Annotated in this window: 14 protein-coding genes and 1 pseudogene; 8 read left to right on the top strand and 7 right to left on the bottom strand. The window is 72.5% G+C overall.

Annotated elements, in window-relative coordinates:
- The first annotated feature begins 295 nt into the window (after positions 1–295).
- The 3 genes from ACEXOX_RS02620 to ACEXOX_RS02610 are packed head-to-tail and all read left to right on the top strand — an operon-like array spanning position 296 to position 2,631.
- Complete coding sequence (locus ACEXOX_RS02620; RefSeq protein ID WP_406518834.1) at positions 296–868, top strand: 2'-5' RNA ligase family protein; 573 nt, start codon at positions 296–298, stop codon at positions 866–868.
- A gap of 33 nt (positions 869–901) precedes the next feature.
- Positions 902–1,699, top strand: coding sequence for a MerR family transcriptional regulator (locus ACEXOX_RS02615; protein ID WP_406518833.1), 798 nt, complete (start codon positions 902–904; stop codon positions 1,697–1,699).
- Positions 1,700–1,716: 17 nt separating this feature from the next.
- Complete coding sequence (locus ACEXOX_RS02610) at positions 1,717–2,631, top strand: hypothetical protein (RefSeq protein WP_406518831.1); 915 nt, start codon at positions 1,717–1,719, stop codon at positions 2,629–2,631.
- Positions 2,632–2,678: 47 nt separating this feature from the next.
- Here the strand turns inward: ACEXOX_RS02610 and ACEXOX_RS02605 are convergent, their stop codons facing one another.
- The 5 genes from ACEXOX_RS02605 to abc-f all read right to left on the bottom strand — a co-directional run bounded on the left by ACEXOX_RS02605 (position 2,679) and on the right by abc-f (position 8,467).
- Positions 2,679–3,638 (bottom strand): alpha/beta hydrolase family protein, encoded by a 960-nt coding sequence (locus ACEXOX_RS02605; RefSeq protein ID WP_406518830.1) that lies wholly within the window; start codon positions 3,636–3,638, stop codon positions 2,679–2,681.
- A 158-nt stretch (positions 3,639–3,796) separates the two neighbouring features.
- Positions 3,797–3,988: a hypothetical protein gene (locus ACEXOX_RS02600; protein ID WP_406518829.1), complete on the bottom strand. Its 192-nt coding sequence runs from the start codon at positions 3,986–3,988 to the stop codon at positions 3,797–3,799.
- 383 nt (positions 3,989–4,371) lie between these two features.
- Entirely contained in the window at positions 4,372–4,935 is a 564-nt protein-coding gene (locus ACEXOX_RS02595; RefSeq protein WP_406518827.1) for a CGNR zinc finger domain-containing protein, read from the bottom strand.
- Positions 4,936–5,042: 107 nt separating this feature from the next.
- Positions 5,043–6,752, bottom strand: coding sequence for an ABC-F family ATP-binding cassette domain-containing protein (locus tag ACEXOX_RS02590; protein WP_406518825.1), 1,710 nt, complete (start codon positions 6,750–6,752; stop codon positions 5,043–5,045).
- Between the two features lie 80 nt (positions 6,753–6,832).
- Positions 6,833–8,467, bottom strand: coding sequence for a ribosomal protection-like ABC-F family protein (abc-f, locus tag ACEXOX_RS02585; protein WP_406518824.1), 1,635 nt, complete (start codon positions 8,465–8,467; stop codon positions 6,833–6,835).
- A gap of 210 nt (positions 8,468–8,677) precedes the next feature.
- Here abc-f and ACEXOX_RS02580 point away from each other — a divergent pair.
- Both ACEXOX_RS02580 and ACEXOX_RS02575 read left to right on the top strand, forming a co-directional pair.
- A pseudogene (locus ACEXOX_RS02580) lies at positions 8,678–9,001 on the top strand (zinc-binding dehydrogenase); the annotation flags it as partial.
- 74 nt (positions 9,002–9,075) lie between these two features.
- The gene (locus ACEXOX_RS02575; RefSeq protein WP_406526680.1) at positions 9,076–9,384 is read left to right on the top strand and encodes a hypothetical protein; all 309 of its coding nucleotides are present in this window, start codon (positions 9,076–9,078) and stop codon (positions 9,382–9,384) included.
- 138 nt (positions 9,385–9,522) lie between these two features.
- Here the strand turns inward: ACEXOX_RS02575 and ACEXOX_RS02570 are convergent, their stop codons facing one another.
- On the bottom strand, positions 9,523–9,894 hold the full coding sequence (locus tag ACEXOX_RS02570; protein ID WP_406518823.1) for a helix-turn-helix transcriptional regulator: 372 nt from the start codon (positions 9,892–9,894) through the stop codon (positions 9,523–9,525).
- 271 nt (positions 9,895–10,165) lie between these two features.
- Between ACEXOX_RS02570 and ACEXOX_RS02565 the strand changes: the two genes are divergently transcribed.
- Both ACEXOX_RS02565 and ACEXOX_RS02560 read left to right on the top strand, forming a co-directional pair.
- Positions 10,166–10,858: an ANTAR domain-containing protein gene (locus ACEXOX_RS02565; RefSeq protein WP_406518822.1), complete on the top strand. Its 693-nt coding sequence runs from the start codon at positions 10,166–10,168 to the stop codon at positions 10,856–10,858.
- A gap of 197 nt (positions 10,859–11,055) precedes the next feature.
- Entirely contained in the window at positions 11,056–13,695 is a 2,640-nt protein-coding gene (locus ACEXOX_RS02560) for a SpoIIE family protein phosphatase (protein WP_406518821.1), read from the top strand.
- Positions 13,696–13,710: 15 nt separating this feature from the next.
- On the opposite strand, the gene ACEXOX_RS02555 is transcribed toward ACEXOX_RS02560, so the two are convergent.
- The gene (locus ACEXOX_RS02555; RefSeq protein ID WP_406518820.1) at positions 13,711–14,523 is read right to left on the bottom strand and encodes an AraC family transcriptional regulator; all 813 of its coding nucleotides are present in this window, start codon (positions 14,521–14,523) and stop codon (positions 13,711–13,713) included.
- Between the two features lie 86 nt (positions 14,524–14,609).
- Here ACEXOX_RS02555 and ACEXOX_RS02550 point away from each other — a divergent pair, with 86 nt between their 5' ends.
- Positions 14,610–15,101: a class I SAM-dependent methyltransferase gene (locus ACEXOX_RS02550; RefSeq protein WP_406526202.1), complete on the top strand. Its 492-nt coding sequence runs from the start codon at positions 14,610–14,612 to the stop codon at positions 15,099–15,101.
- Positions 15,102–15,117: the final 16 nt, after the last annotated feature.

Genomic DNA, 15,117 nt, shown 5'->3' with positions numbered 1-15,117 from the left:
GCGTGCCGTTGGTCTGCGCCGAGACGGCGACGGCGCAGCCCCCGGGCAGGGCGTCCCGGCCGGCCCGCGCGTGACCGATCAGTGCGGCGGGGCCGACGGTAAGGGGCTCCCCGCCGTGCAGATCGACCCGTAGCGAGCGCACCGTTCCGGCCAACGCCCGCAGCGGCCCGGGGAAGGGGAGGCGACTCCGCCGATGGGATCATGTCGCGTGATGAACGCAGAGGCGGAAGCGCGGATACAGGCGCGGGTACGGGTACAGACGCAGGTACAGGTACAGGTACAGGCCGAAAGGAACGTGACGGGAGCGACAGGCGCGGAGCCCGTCGGGAGCGGGTCCGCGGCGACCGGCTGGCCGGACGTACCGGGCGACACCGCCCTGACGATCAAGGTCCCGGAAGCCGACCCGCTGGTCCGTGCGGGCTTCCCCGCCCACGTCACCGTGCTGTACCCGTTCCTGCACGAGAGCCGTGTCGACGCCGCGACGCAGCACGCGCTGACCGGTCTCTTCGCCGGGCACGACGCCTTCACGCTGACCTTCGACTCGTTCGGCCGCTTCCCCGGCGTGCTCCATCTCGACCCGTGGCCCCACGATCCGGTGACCGCGCTGACCAAGGACCTCACCCGGCGCTGGCCGGAAGCCGTGCCCTACCGGGGGATATTCGGCGCGGGCCTCGCCCCGCACCTGACGATCGCGAACCACGAGGGCCCGGCGACCCAGGAGGCCGCGTACGACGCGTTGCAGGCCGAGCTGGCACCCGCGCTGCCGCTGAGCTGTTCCGTGGGCGCGGTCCACCTCATCGTCTGGGACGGGCGGCGCTGGCAGGACCGGGCGGCGTACCGCCTGGGTGCCCCGTACCGTGTCGCTTGACCTTGTCGCAGCGACAACGTTTCTACTGAAGCCATGCGAATCGGAGAGCTGGCCGGCATCGTCGGCGTCACCACCCGTGCCGTACGGCACTACCACCGCACCGGGCTGCTGCCCGAGCCGCCGCGGCAGCCCAACGGTTATCGTGAGTACTCGCTGCGCGACGCCATCGAACTGGCCCGGATCCGGCGGCTGGTCGAGCTCGGCCTGAGCCTGGACGAGGTCAAGGACGTCCTGGCGGACGACGCGGGCAAGGACCTCATCGAGATCCTCACCGAGCTGGACGCCGACCTGGCACGCCAGGAGGAGGCCATCCGGCAGCGCCGCGCCCGCCTGGCCCGGCTGTTCGAACAGGCCGAGCGGACCGGCCGGCTGCCGGAGGAGGCCCCCGTCTCGCCCGAACTCGCGGCCGTCTTCGACGACATGGCCCGCGCCTCGGCGCTGGTGCCCGGGCCGGAGCCGGCGATGGCGGCCAAGGAGCGGCAGCTCCTGGCCCTGCTGGAGACCGGGGCGCCGGGCGGCGACCGCGGCTGGTTCGACGGTCTGATGCACACCTTCCGGGCCGATCCGGCGGCGGTACGGCGTGCGTACGAGGTCTATGCCCTGATGGACGAGCTGGCCGAGGCCGCCGAGGACGACCCGCGGGTGGAACAGGCCGCCCGGGCCGTCGTCGACTGCATCCCGGACGAGGCGCTCCAGGCGATGAGCCTGCACGCCGACGGCGACGCGGGGGCCGGTGACGGGCTCGCCGACGCCTTCTTCTCCGACTTCACCCCCGCCCAGGCCGCCGCGGTGTACCGCGCCATCGAGCTGCTCAAGGAGCGTGCCGGGTAAACGCGTTGAGGAAGGCCGTGCGCTGGTCCTTCGCCGCGCTCGTGCCCGGCGAGCTGGTACTCGTCCTGTGTGTGGCCGGCGGGGTGCGCATCGTCCCGGCCGTCCGGCTGGCCACGGAGCTGGCCGTGCTCACGCTCGCCGCCGCGGCGGCCGCTCTGATCTGCCTGGACCACCGCCGCCACCGCCGCTCGGGCCTCGGCCGCCGGGCCGCCTTCTTCGCCGCGATCGCCGACACCGTCCCGGCGCCGGTGCGCAAGCTGACCGCCCACGAGGTGTTCCTCTCCACGAGCTTCCTGCGCTGGGTGACCCGTCGTGGCCCGCACGGGGTGCGCGACGGTGACCTGCCCGTCCCGTACGCGCCGGGACGGGCGGCGAATATGTACGGCTTCCTGTTCGTCTGCGTCGTCGAGACCGTGGGGCTCGCCTTCGTCATCCCGTGGCCGGTGGTGCACGCGGTGACGCTCGTCCTCGACATCTGGGGCTGTTACTTCGTCATCGCCCTGCACGCCTCCTGCGTGGAGCACCCGCACGTGATCGGCGCGGACGGCTCGCTGCGCCTGCGCTACGGTGCCCTGCTGGACATCCGTATACCCGTCGGCCGGGTGGCCTCCGTCCGCCGGGACCAGAAGTTCCCGGACGGCAAGCCGGCCGTCGTGGACAAGAACGGTGTCGCCGACATGGCCGTGGCCGGCCGGACGACGGTCCTCGTCGAACTCACCGAACCGGTGCGCTTCGTACGCGCCCTGGGCAAGCCCGCCGAGGCCCGCGCCTTCCGCTTCTACGCCGCGGACCCCGCGGCCGTCGTCACCGCGCTGAAAACCGGGGCCGTAGCAGCCGCGGGCGACCGTACGAGGGAGACCGCCGCGCTCCAGCCGGCGGCCACCGGCCACCGGCCACCGGCCACCAGCCACCAGCCGTCGGCCGACGGCTAAAGCGTGCGCCGCTCGGGACGGACGTTCCGGAACGGCGCCCAGTCGCCCTACTTGGCCTCGACCCGTCCGAACGCGTCCGGGCCGGACGTCAGCGCGTCGCACGCCGACTCCCAGGCGGAGTCCCCCGGGTAGAGCTGAGTCCGGAGGTAGGCCAAGGTGAGCCGCTGCACCGCGGACACCCGGTCGGGGCTCTCGTCCGTGGTCTCGGCGACGTCGTAGCCGGAGACCCCGCCGAGCCCGTGCTCCGCGCCGAACAGGGTGAGCAGGGACTTGGGGCCGGGGGAGAGGACGTACGGGTCGGCGTGCCAGTCGGGGCCCTGGACCGTCAGGTGGGAGGAGTCGTCCTTGTCGCCGGCGACCACGAGCGCGGGCGTCGTCATGCCGGAGAAGTCCATGCCCGCGAGGAACGGAAGCGCCTCGGCCATGGCCTCGGTGAGGGCGTCACCGCCACTGCCGGGTGCGGCGAGCAGGACACCCGCCTTGATCCGGGGCTCCGTCAGGTCGACCACCGTTCCGTCGTCCGGGTCGGTGAGCCGGGCGCCGAGCAGCATGCTCGCGGTGTGCCCGCCCATCGAGTGCCCGGCCACGGCGGTCCGGTCCCGGTCCAGGCGCCCGGGAAGCTGCGGGACCGCCGCTTCGAGTACGTCGAGCCGGTCGAGGATGTGCCGCATGTCCTCGGCCCGCGAGCGCCAGTGCAGGGGGGCGCCGGGGGTGGCGGGGGCCAGGGTCAGGGTCCTGGAACTGAGGTGGGTGGGCTGGATCACGGCGAAGCCGTGCGCCGCCCAGTAGTTGGCGAGGGGCGCGTAGCCGTTCAGCGAGGAGAGATGGTTTGAGGGGCCCTGGCCGTGCGAGAGGAGGACGACCGGCAGGTCGCCCCCGGTGACCGGCGCGGAGATCCGTACCTGGAGGTCCACGGCCCGGCCGGGCACAGGCAGCGTCACCGGGCTGACCGAGAGGACGGGGGTGGGCGAGCCGAAGGTGCCGACCGGGGAACTCGTTGCATTCATGAGGCGCATGTCCCTTCAAGGGCCGCTGCCGGTGGCCGCGTTGGGCGGACACGGGAAGAGGCGGGCAGGCGCGTCCGGCTCCCGCGGAAGCAGAAACGGAACGCTGTTCCGTTTACGATATGGAACAGCGTTCCGCTTTGTCAACGGAAGGTGGGTGCCTACAGGCCGAGGTCCAGGGCCAGGCACGAGAAGTGGCTCCAGGACCCTTCGGGGTGGTGCGCGTGCCGCGCGCGGCTCCCCGGTGAGGGCTGCTCCGTGACCGTGTCCTCGTACGGGATGCGCTCGGGCAGCGTGCCGAACCTGGCCTGCCGGGCCGCTGTCGTGCTGTCCGTCGTGGTGCCGGTGTTCATCGCGGGCCTCCGTGTGGGGCGAGTGTGCGACGACTCTGGCAGGTGACGCGTCACCGGTCAAGGAGGTGACGGTGCAGGGGTGTGGCGGTGCCGGCGGTGGCGGGTGGGTCGGGACGGCGTCGAAGGCGTCCCCGGCAACTCGCGTGCTGCGGAGGGCTGGTGGGGCGAAGCCGGTGCTCAGCTACAGCGGACGTGAAACTCGGTGCGCAACGAGCGCAGTACGTCCAACTCCTCGCCAGTTCGGGCGCGGCCGCATCGACCTGCTGTCCCTCCACGCCGCGCCGACTGCGCACGTACGCATCGAGGTGGTCGAGAGTGAGCAGCCCGGCGGAGATCCGCCACAGTGGGTCGGTGAACAGGGCGTAGGGCAGCGGTCGGTACGGTCAGCGAGCGGCCGCGGCGGGTGTGCCCCTCTTGCGCGCGCGGTAGGCAGCGGCCTTGATCTTGTTGCCGCAGGACTCCATGCCGCACCACTGCCGCCGCGCGCCCCGCGAACGGTCGATGTAGACACGCGTGCACTCGGGATTCCCGCACTCCTTGAGCAGCGGCACGTCCGGCCCGCTCAGCAACTCCACCGCCAGACGGGCCACTGCGGACAGCGCTTCCTCCGGGGTGGCGTCGGTCCGGCGGCCGGCGCTCGTGAGCTGCGGGGCCGCGGACGGCTTCCGGGCGGCCTTGTTGAGTACGTCCAAGGCCCGGGCACCGAACGGCTCGCCGAGGCGTCGCGCGGTGATCAGTTCGTAGACCGCCTCCCGTACGGACTTCGCGCGCTCCACGTCGGACGGCCGGGCGGGCGTCACGGAATCCACCAGTCCGGACTCCACGAACCACGCGTCCAGCCGCTCCGGCGCCGCGAACACCTCGAACCGGACGGTGCGGCGGGCGCGGAGCGTCGCGGCGAAGTCGAGGGCGGGATGCCCGCAGACGAAGACGTGGTCGGCATTCACGATCACCATCGTGACGGGTGACCAGGGGTGCGGCAAGGCGCGCCCCCGGTCGCCGGTCGGAGGCATCAGGCGGGGATGCCTTCCGTGCCATGCGTATCGCCCGTGTTCTACGGGTCGGACGTGTTGTCCGTGTCGTCCGGGAGCACCTGACAGCCGGAGCGCAGGCGCAGCCGGCGGCCGGTCCAGCGGCCGCGCAGCCACCGGTCGTGACTGGCCACGACGATCGCGCCCGGCCCGGCGCCGAGGGCGTCTTCGAGTTCGTCGCACAGGCGCGGGGAGAGGTGGTTCGTCGGCTCGTCGAGCAGCAGGAGGTGCGGCGGGTGCGCCACCAGGAGGGCCAGCGCGAGCCTGCGGCGCTGGCCGACCGACAACCGGCCCACCGGCTGGTCGAGATCCGCGACACTCAGCAGTCCCAACGAGCCGAGCGGAACCGCCGCTGCCCGCTCGGCACCCAGCGCCTCCGTGTACGTGTCGCGCGCCGAGCGGTCCGGGCGCTCGAACACGGTGTCCTGTGCCAGCAGGCCCACGGTCAGGCCGGGCCGTCTGCGTATCCCGCCCTCGCCCGCGGCGTCGAGCCGCCCGGCCAGCAGGGACAGCAGCGTCGACTTCCCGGCCCCGTTGCCCCCGGTGACCAGGAGCCGGTCCCCGTCGGTAATGTCCAGGCGCGCGACGCTCAGCCGGCCGGGCACGTCCGCGTCACGCAGCGCGACGAGCGGGCCGTCCGCCGGATCGCTGCCCACCGGTCCGCCGTCCGCCAGATCACTCCCCACCGGCGGGCCGGTCAGCGCGCCGACGTGCAGGCGCAGCGGCTTGGGCGGTCTGCCGACCTGCGTCCGTTCCAGATCGTCGAGCCGGCGGGCGGCGTTGCGTACCCGCCGGGAGACCTGTTGCTGGACCCGGCCGGCCCGGTGGCCGTACCCCATCTTCTCGTTGTCCCGCGGCCCGCGGTCCGGGGCGACACGGCGCGCGGTGACCCCGGCCGAGCGGCGCAGCGCGGCCAGTTCCTCCTGCTCCGCCGCGTACCGCTGTTCCCAGCGCTCGCGCTCCGCCCGTTTCTCGGCACGGTAGGCGCTGTAGTTGCCGCCGAAGCGAACCGGACCGTTCACCGCCGGGTCGAGATCGAGCAGGTCTGTGCAGACCGCGTCGAGGAACGCCCGGTCGTGGCTGGCCGCCACCACGACTCCGGGCAGGGTGCGGATCTGCTCCGCCACGAAGGAGGCCGCTTCGTCGTCGAGGTGGTTGGTCGGCTCGTCCAGCAGGAGGGCCGCGGGCCGGCGGACGAGGAGCGCGGCCAGCGCGAGCCGGCCGCGCTGCCCGCCGGACAGCGACCCGAGTGTCCGGCCGTGCCCGAACCCGCCGAGGCCGAGCCCGTCGAGGACGATCGCGGCCCGCCGGTCGGCGTCCCAGGCCTCGCTCTCCTGGGCGTGTTCCAGTTGCTTCCCGTACGCGTCCAGCAGTGCGGCGTGTCCGGGGTGGTCGTCCGGTGTGCCGGCGAGCAGCCGGGTGAGCCGGTCGAGCTCGGCCAGGTCGGCGCGGGCCTCCCGCAGGGCGTCGTCCAGCACCCGCGCGATCGTCGTGGCACCGTCGAACGGCATCTCCTGGTGCAGGAAACCCAGGGCGTACGGGCGGGTGACCTGGCCGGCGTCGGGCTCGTCCACTCCCGCGAGCAGACGCAGCAGTGTCGATTTGCCGACACCGTTCTCTCCGATGAGACCGACGCGCCGGCCGGGGGAGACGGTGAGGGAGACGCCGTCGAGCACCCGTCGGGTGCCCAGCGTACGGACGAGATCATGGGCGAGCAGGGCGGGTCGGGGCATGGTGGTCCTCCTGATGTGAGGGCGGTACGCCGCACGCCGGGTGGGCACCTCGGACGCGGGCCAGGCCGTGGTCCGCCGTCTCACACCTCGGGGGCCGCCGTCTCCCGCAGCTCTCCGCCGGCCAGCCGCAGCCACCGGTCGATCCCGATCCGGGCGAGGAACCGTTCGTCGTGGCTGACCACGACGAACGCGCCCTGGTAGGACGCCAGCGCGCTCTCCAGCTGCCCGGCGCTGACCAGGTCGAGGTTGTTCGTCGGCTCGTCCAGGAGCAGCAGTTGCGGGGCCGGTTCGGCGCACAGCACACACGCCAGGGTGGCGCGCAGCCGCTCACCACCGGACAGCACGTCGACGGGGAGATGCGCCCGGGAGCCCCGGAAGAGGAAACGCGCGAGCAGATTCATCCGTTCCGCCGCCGTACGGCGCGGCGCGAACGCGGCGAAGTTCTCGGCCACGGTCCGGGACAGATCGAGCACGTCGAGGCGCTGCGAGAGGTACGCGATGCGGCTGTCGGCCCGCTTGACCTGTCCCGCGTCGGGTGCGAGGCCGCCTTCCAACACGCGCAGCAACGTGGTCTTGCCGGCGCCGTTGGGGCCGGTCAGCGCGATGCGTTCGGGGCCCCGGATCGACAGGTCGACCCCGCCGCCGGCGAACAGCGGCCGCTCGCCGTGGCTGACACGCAGGCCCTCGCCGAGGAACAGGTTGCGCCCCGCGGGCACGTGGGTGTCGGGCAGATCCAGCGTGATGCGCTGCTCGTCGCGCACGGCACGGCCCGCCTCGTCCAGCCGGGCCTTGGCCTCGCCGACCCGGGAGGCGTGCATCTGGCCCGCCCGGCCCGCCGACTCCTGGGCCCCGCGCTTCATGTTCCCGGCGAAGATGCGGGGCAGCCCCGCGTTCTTGAGGTTGCGCGAGGCGTTGCTCGCACGGCGCTCGGCGCGCTCGCGGGCCTGCTGCAACTCCCGCTTCTCGCGCTTGAGTTCCTGCTCGGCGTTGCGGACGTTCTTCTCGGCGACCTCCTGCTCGGCCTGTACGGCTTCCTCGTACGCGGTGAAGTTGCCACCGAACAGCCGCAGGGCGCCCGGCTCCAGCTCGGCGACGCGTTCCATGCGGTCGAGCAGGGCCCGGTCGTGGCTCACCAGGAGCAGGCAGCCGTTCCAGTCCTCCAGTACGTCGTAGAGCTTGTGCCGCGCGTCCAGGTCGAGGTTGTTCGTCGGCTCGTCGAGCAGCAGCACGTCGGGCCGCTTGAGCAGTTGCGCGGCCAGGCCGAGCGAGACGATCTGACCGCCGCTGAGGGTGCTCAGGCCGCGGTCCAGGGTCAGTTCGGTGAGGCCGAGCCGGTCGAGCTGGGCGCGGGTGCGTTCCTCGATGTCCCAGTCGTCGCCGATGGTCGCGAAGTGCTTCTCGTCCACGTCACCGGACTCCACGGCGTCCAGGGCGTGGATCACCTCGGCGACGCCCAGCACCTCGGCCACGGTGAGGCCGGCGGCGAGCGGGAGGCTCTGCGGGAGGTGGCCGAGAGTGCCGGAGACGGTGACCGACCCGGCGGCGGGACGCAGCTCACCGGCGATCAGTTTGAGCAGGGTGCTCTTGCCGGAGCCGTTGGGCGCCACCAGACCCGTACGGCCGGCGCCCACGGTGAAGGACAGGTCCCGGAAGACAGGGGTGTCGTCGGGCCAGGAAAAGGACAGGTTCGAGCAGACGACGGAAGCGTCGGACATGGGGGTACCTCGGAGAACACGACGGGCCCGGCAGACACCGGTGCCCGGAGAGCGGGCAGGAGGGCGCGACAATGCAGCCACCACGGCGGTGCGTCCGCGCACCGGCCGGCGGCCGTCAGGTCCGGGTATCACCCGGAGATGTCGTCGTCACCCGCCACAGCTGCGTCTCCTCGATCCGAGATCAGGTCGTCGCCAGGCTAACACCCGTACGTGGCAGGCGTGCACGACCGGCCCGGCGGTGCACCCGAACCGGCCGTACGCCGTCGAGGCGAAGCCGGCCCTGCTGTGCACGGCCGCCGCCCCAAGAAACTGGACTTGTGGGTCACCATCCCGCAGGAATCGCTGGTCAAGGTGCCCGACGAGACCGCAGCCGCGGACCATGTCCTGGCCTCCCGCGAAGAGGGCTTCGAAGACCAGGTCAGGGAGCTGACGGACGGCGAAGGCGCGCATGTGGTGTACGACGGGGGCGGCACCGCGACGTTCCGTTCCTCGCAACGGGCGCTGCGCCCGCACGGAGTTAACGCCTACTACGGGCCGTTCATGGGCGTCCCGTCCATCGTCCCGACCGACCTGTCCGACAGCATCTTTCTGACGCTGGACGACGTCCTGTGGTGCACCGCGACCAGCAGCCGGAACTGTCCTCGCTCAATTCCTGGGGCGCCTGGCGGAGTTGGCGTGACAAGGTCGTCGAGCGCTATCGCGACCAGGGCCCCGACTGTCCGCTCAACGCGGTCATGGGGCAGCTCGGCCCGGCGTCGAAGGGGGCCCAGGCCGTGGTGCGGGAACTTTACGCCCAGTGGCAGGGTGAACTGGCCGCGGGCATCCGGTGTATGCAGAGCCAGGGCGGGATCGAGCCCGCCCTGGACGCCGAGCGCGGCGCACGGGCCCTGCTGGCCGGCATTCAGGGGGCGTGCTGATCCACCTCACGACCGGGAGCCTGGCACATCTGGAAGCGGCCCTGGATCAGGGGATCGAGTTCCCGCGCCGGCCGCGGGCGCAGGCGTAGGGCCGCACGCCGGTCGCGTCGCGACCCGCGGACCTCCTGACGACGTCCTTCAGGCCGTGCTGGGGTGACGGTGGTCGTCGGGGAGCGAGGTGGTGCGGTCCTGCTCGTCATGGACGAGCAGCGAGAGCAGGGACGCCACGGTCAGGCCGGCTTCGGCCGGGTGGCGCAGCACCTTGCTGGGGTCGATCCGGTAGGTGTTGCTGCGGCCCTCGCGGGTGTGCGAGAGGTAACCGTCGCGCTCCAGGTCGGAGATGATCTTCTGGACGGCGCGCTCGGTCAACCGGCAGTGTGCCGCGATGTCACGGATACGGGCGTTGTGATCGTCGGCGATAGCGGCCAGCACCCGGGCGTGATTGGTCACAAATGTCCAGCCACTGTGCGGTTCGGGTACTCCGTTGTTCGTCTCGGTCAGTCCATCCATGCTCCAACTCTACCGACCGAACATTCACGCGTCTCGATACACGCAAGGATTTTCGTGTATTAGTTGACGGGTGTCTGTCGATGGGCGAGCCTGAGATGGACGGCGGACGAGCCGACGACGGGAGAGGAAGGCCATGCCGGAAGCTGCGCACTGGGCGTGCCTCCCCGAAGATCCTGCTCAAGGCAACGGGGACGGCGGCCCGCCGGCCGTGCACACGCCGAGCCTGTCGCGGATCGAGGCTTCGCGAAGTGGCGACCGCACAGTGGTGTCGGTGCACGGAGAGCTGGACCTGGACTCGTGCCAGAAGATCGAAGGCGGTCTGCACGACGCCTTGAGCCACTCGTCCGGGGGCATCGACCTCCACCTCGGCGCGGTGCCGTTCTGCGACGGTTCCGGCCTCAACATGCTGCTGCGGCTGCGCCTGCGGGCCGTCGCGCAGGGCAAGACCGTCGTCATCGCTTCCGGCAGCCGTGCGGTCGAGCGGCTGCTGGAGCTGGCGGAAGCCCGCGAACTGTTCGTCCCCCCGGAGCCGCACCCCGACCCGGGCCCGAACCGTGCCCCGGACGGTGGACACCTGATGTTCTCCACGATCGACGACTCGGCCCGCTACGAGGACGCTTCCCGGGACCTGCCCAAGGAGGTCGCACAGCTGCGCCGTGCCATGCAGACCCGCCCGGCCATCGACCTGGCCCGGGGCATCCTGATGGCCACCTTCACCCTGAGTCCGGAAGCCGCCTGGTCCGTTCTGGTCAGTGCTTCCCAGAACACCAACATCAAACTGCACCGTCTCGCTCAGGACCTGGTCAACAGCGTTCAGGGGGCCGCGTTGCCCGAAGCGGTGCAGGGGCATCTGGGGGCCGCGGTCGCCAAGGCGAAGGCGGCTCCGACGGTCCCGGCGCAGCAGGGCGCGGCCACCGTGCGCAACACCGTGTCCGAACCGTGGTGCGCGGCGCCCGGCGAGTGAGCACGGAGCAGCGTCCCCGCGGTGGTCGGAAACCCCCGCCGCAACACCCCCGGCAAACCGGGCCGCCCCCGGCCCGGCTCCGCGAACCCGGCGGGCGGCCCGGCCCCCTCACCCAGTTGATGGATTCCGGCGCGCACGTTGACGAGATACCTCGGGAGCGCAGCGCCTCGGGGAGTCGCGTACCGCACACTGACGGCATGGACCACATCAGTCAGCCTAAGGCGGTGTCCTCACAGCGGTTCCCGCCGCGGCCGGAGAGCGCGGGGCAGGCCCGGCGCTTCGTGCGGACCGCCCTGGCCGACCGCGCGCCGGACGCGGTGGAGACCGCCGAGCTGCTGGTCAGCGAGCTGATGACCAATGTGGTGCGGCACGCGCGCACGGAGGCCGAGGTGTCGGCCCGGGTGCTCGACCACCTGGTCCGCGTCGGAGTCAGCGACGGCCGTCCGTGCCGCAGGCCGGTCCCCACGGGGGAGCCCGCCCCGTACGCCGGAGCGGGACAGGGACTGACGGTCGTCCGGCACCTGGCCTCCCGGTACGGCGTCGACGTCGAAGACGCGCGCAAGACGGTGTGGTTCGAGTTGTGGCTCGACGGACGGCCACCGCCGCCCTCCGACTGGCGGAGCGCCGCGCCGCCCTGCGGCCCGACCCGTACCGTGACGCTCGTCGACCTGCCCGGCACGCTGTACCTGGCGTCCCAGCACCACCGGCACGCACTGCTGCGGGAGCTGACGCTGGCCGCGTTCGCGGGTGCGGACACCGGAGTGGACCCGGAAGACCTCGCCGCCGCGCACGACGCGAACCACGCGATCAGCGCGGGCATGGCGGCAGCGCTGGACGGAGAGCCGTCGGTGACCCACGTCCACTCCCTGAGCGTCACCCTGCCGGCGGGCGTCGCGCGAGCGGTACGGATCCTGGGCCGGGTGCTCGACGCGGCCGAGGAGGCGGCCCGGGACGAGCGCCTGCTCACCTGGCCGTCGCTCCCCCAGAACCGCGCCTTCCGCCGCTGGCTGCTCGACCAGGTCACCGGCCAGCTCGCCGGCGGGCCGCCCACCGCGTGGACCATGGTGCCCCGCGAGCCGAGCGCCAGCCCCTCGGAACTGGTGCCCTGGGACGCCAGCCAGGTATGGGCGAGCAGGGTGCCCACCATCGCGGCCGACGACACGAACCGGATCATCGTGGTGAACGGGCCGGCCGCCGACATGCTCGGCTGGCAGGAGGACGAGCTGGTCGGCCAACGGCTCACCGTGCTGATCCCGGAGCACCTCAGGGACCGGCACGTGACGGCCTTCACCCGCCTGCTGCTCACCGGCCGGCCCCGCATCCTGGGCCGCTCGGTACCGCTCCCGGCGCTGCACCGGGACGGCAGGCTGGTCCCCGTCCGGCTGTTCATCCAGACCCAGGTGACGGCTGACGGCCGTACCGTCTACGTCGCCCAGCTCGCCCCCAGGACCGCCCCGCCCGTCCCCGCGCCACTGGCCGCCGGAGCGAGCGAGGCCGTCTCCCCGCAGCGGCCCGGCGGGCCGGAGCTGCCGGACGATCCGGAGCGCGTCACGGGCGCGGACGGTGACGAGCCCGACGGGCCGGCCCGGGAACGCCGGCTGCTGGCCGACATCGGCGAGTCGCTGAGCAGCACCCCGAACCTGGACGAAGGGCTCCAGCGGGTCTGCAAGATCCTGACGCAGCGGCTGGCCGACTGGTGCGTGGTGGACCTGCTCGACGACGGCGAACTGCTGGAGCGGTTCTGCGTCGCGCACCGCAACTCCACGGAGCTGCCCGCCGAGGCGTACGCGGGCCGCCTCCCACCGGTGACCGGCGCGGCACGGGGACCGCTGGCCCGGGTGCTGCGCGGCGCCGGACCGCTGCTGCTCACCGAGGGCCCGGAGCCGAGCCAGGTCAGGAGCCCGCTCGACGTCCACGACCGCGAACTGTTCGAACGGGTGGGGGCCAACAGCGCGGTCATCGCCCCGCTCCGGACCCGCGGGGCCGTCTTCGGCGCCCTCACGCTGATCCGCACCGACGGCGAACGGCCGTTCACCGAGGAGTCGCTGCCCCTGATCGGCGACCTCGTCCGCAGCCTCTCCCTGGGCGTGGAGCACGCCCGCCTCTACCAGGAGACCCGGCACATCGCCGAGCGCCTCCAGCGCTCCCTGCTGCCCGTCCTGCCCGAGGTCACCCACCTGGAGATGGCCGCCCGCTACGCACCCTCCTCCACGACCGCGCAGATCGGCGGCGACTGGTACGACAGCTTCGTCGTCCCCGGCGACCGGACCGCCGTGGTCATCGGTGACGTCACCGGACACGACCTGGAGGCCGCCGTCGCCATGAGCCAGCTCCGCAGCATGCTGCGCGGGATCGCCATCGACCGCCAGGAACCGCCCGAGGAAGTGCTGCGCCGTCTGGACGTCGCGAACCACAGCCTGTCCGAGGAGGCCACCGCCACCTGCATCTACGGCCTGGTCACCGGCCCCGCGAGCGGGCCCTGGCAGCTCAACCACTCCTCCGCCGGGCACCTGCCGCCGCTGCTGACGACCAGAGAGGGCGACACGCGCTACCTCGACGCGGGCTCGGGCCTGCTGCTGGGCATGGAACCCGACATGCCCCGCCCGGGCGCCATCGACCCGATCCCGGCGCACGCGACCGTCCTGCTCTACACCGACGGCCTCATCGAACGCCGCGACGAGTCCCTCGACCACGCCATGGACCGGCTCCGCCGGCACGCCGCCGCCCTGGCGGACGAACCCCTCGACGTCTTCTGCGACGAACTGCTCATCGCGCTGAGCGCCGACAGCGCCGACGACATCGCCCTGCTGGCCTTCCGTCCCGTACCGCGCGACTGAAGGCCGGCGCCCGCCTCACGGCGAGAAATAGGTCCCGGGCGGCACCCCGACCACGCGCCGGAACGCCGCCACGAACGCGCTCGGCGACGCGTACCCGACCCGGCACGCCGCTGCCGCCACCGTCGCACCGCCCGCCAGCAGCGGCATCGCGCTCTGCAGACGCGCCCGGGTACGCCACTGGCCGAACGGCATCCCCGTCTCCGCGGCGAACGCGCGGGCCAGCGTCCGCGCGCTGGCCCCGACCTCCGCACCCCACTCGGCCAGGGTCCGGTCGTCCGTCGGACACGCGCGCAGGCCGTGCGCGACGCGGCGCGCCCGGTCGTCGCGGGGGAGGGGCGCCAGCACGGTCGCCACCGACACCGGTCGCAGCTGATCGAGCAGGACCGCCTCCGCACGCTCCCTGGCGTGCGCCGTCAGACTGTCGGCCGCCAGATACCCGATCAACTCGCGCAGCAGGGGCGACGCTCCGACGACGGTCGGTGCCGTCCAGCGCACCGGACAGCGGTCGGGCTCGTAGTACAGGCTGTGGCCCTCGACCGGGCCGGAAGCCCCCGTCTCGTGCTCGACGCCGGCCGGTATCCACAACGCCATGGTCGGCGGCAGGACCCAGGTGCTGCCCCGGGCACGTATGGCGACGACCCCCTTCTCCGCCCAGGCCAGTTGGTGCGACGTGTGCCAGTGGCGCCCGTACCACTGGCCGTCGGCGACCACGAACGTGCCGACCACCACCGCCGCGTCCGGAAGCCCGTCGCCCGGTACGAGATGTCCGTACCGCGACAGGATGTGTCCCCCTACCTCGTGGTGGACGTCGTCCGCGCTTCTTAACATCGCCACATGGCCTCCATGAATCGCTTGCACCAGTGGATCTGCAGTTCCGGCAGGTGGGCGCGAGGGGTTGAGCAGAACCTGCTGCCCTGGGCCCTCGACGGAGTCGAACTCGGCACCGAGACCCTGGAGATCGGTCCCGGTTACGGTGCCACCACACGCGTCCTCACGCGTCGCGCACCGGGTCACCTCAGTGTCCTCGAAGTCGACGCGGAGTTCGCCAAGAAACTCCAGGACGACTACGGGGGCGGGTCGACGTCGTACATGGCGACGGGACGTCGATGCCGTTCCCCGACGGCGGTTTCGACACCGTCGTGTGCTTCACCATGCTGCACCACGTGCCGTCCCCGGACCAGCAGGACCGGCTCTTCGCCGAGGCCCGGCGGGTGCTGCGCCCCGGTGGCGTCTTCGCCGGCTGCGACGGCTGCGCGAGTACGGCCTTCCGCCTGCTGCACCTGGGCGACACCTATGTGCCCGTCCCGTCGGAGACCCTGCCGCGGCGGTTGCGTGCCGCCGGGTTCGGCCCGACCGAAGTCACCCTCGGGAAAGGGAGGTTCCGCTTCCGCGCCGTGCGGGAGTGAGCCGCGTCCGCCACGC

Origin of the sequence: Streptomyces sp. Ac-502, assembly GCF_045222935.1 — a bacterium.
In the GTDB taxonomy this organism is placed as follows: Bacteria; Actinomycetota; Actinomycetes; order Streptomycetales; family Streptomycetaceae; genus Streptomyces; species Streptomyces monomycini.
This window is presented reverse-complemented; position numbering and strand designations above follow the sequence as displayed.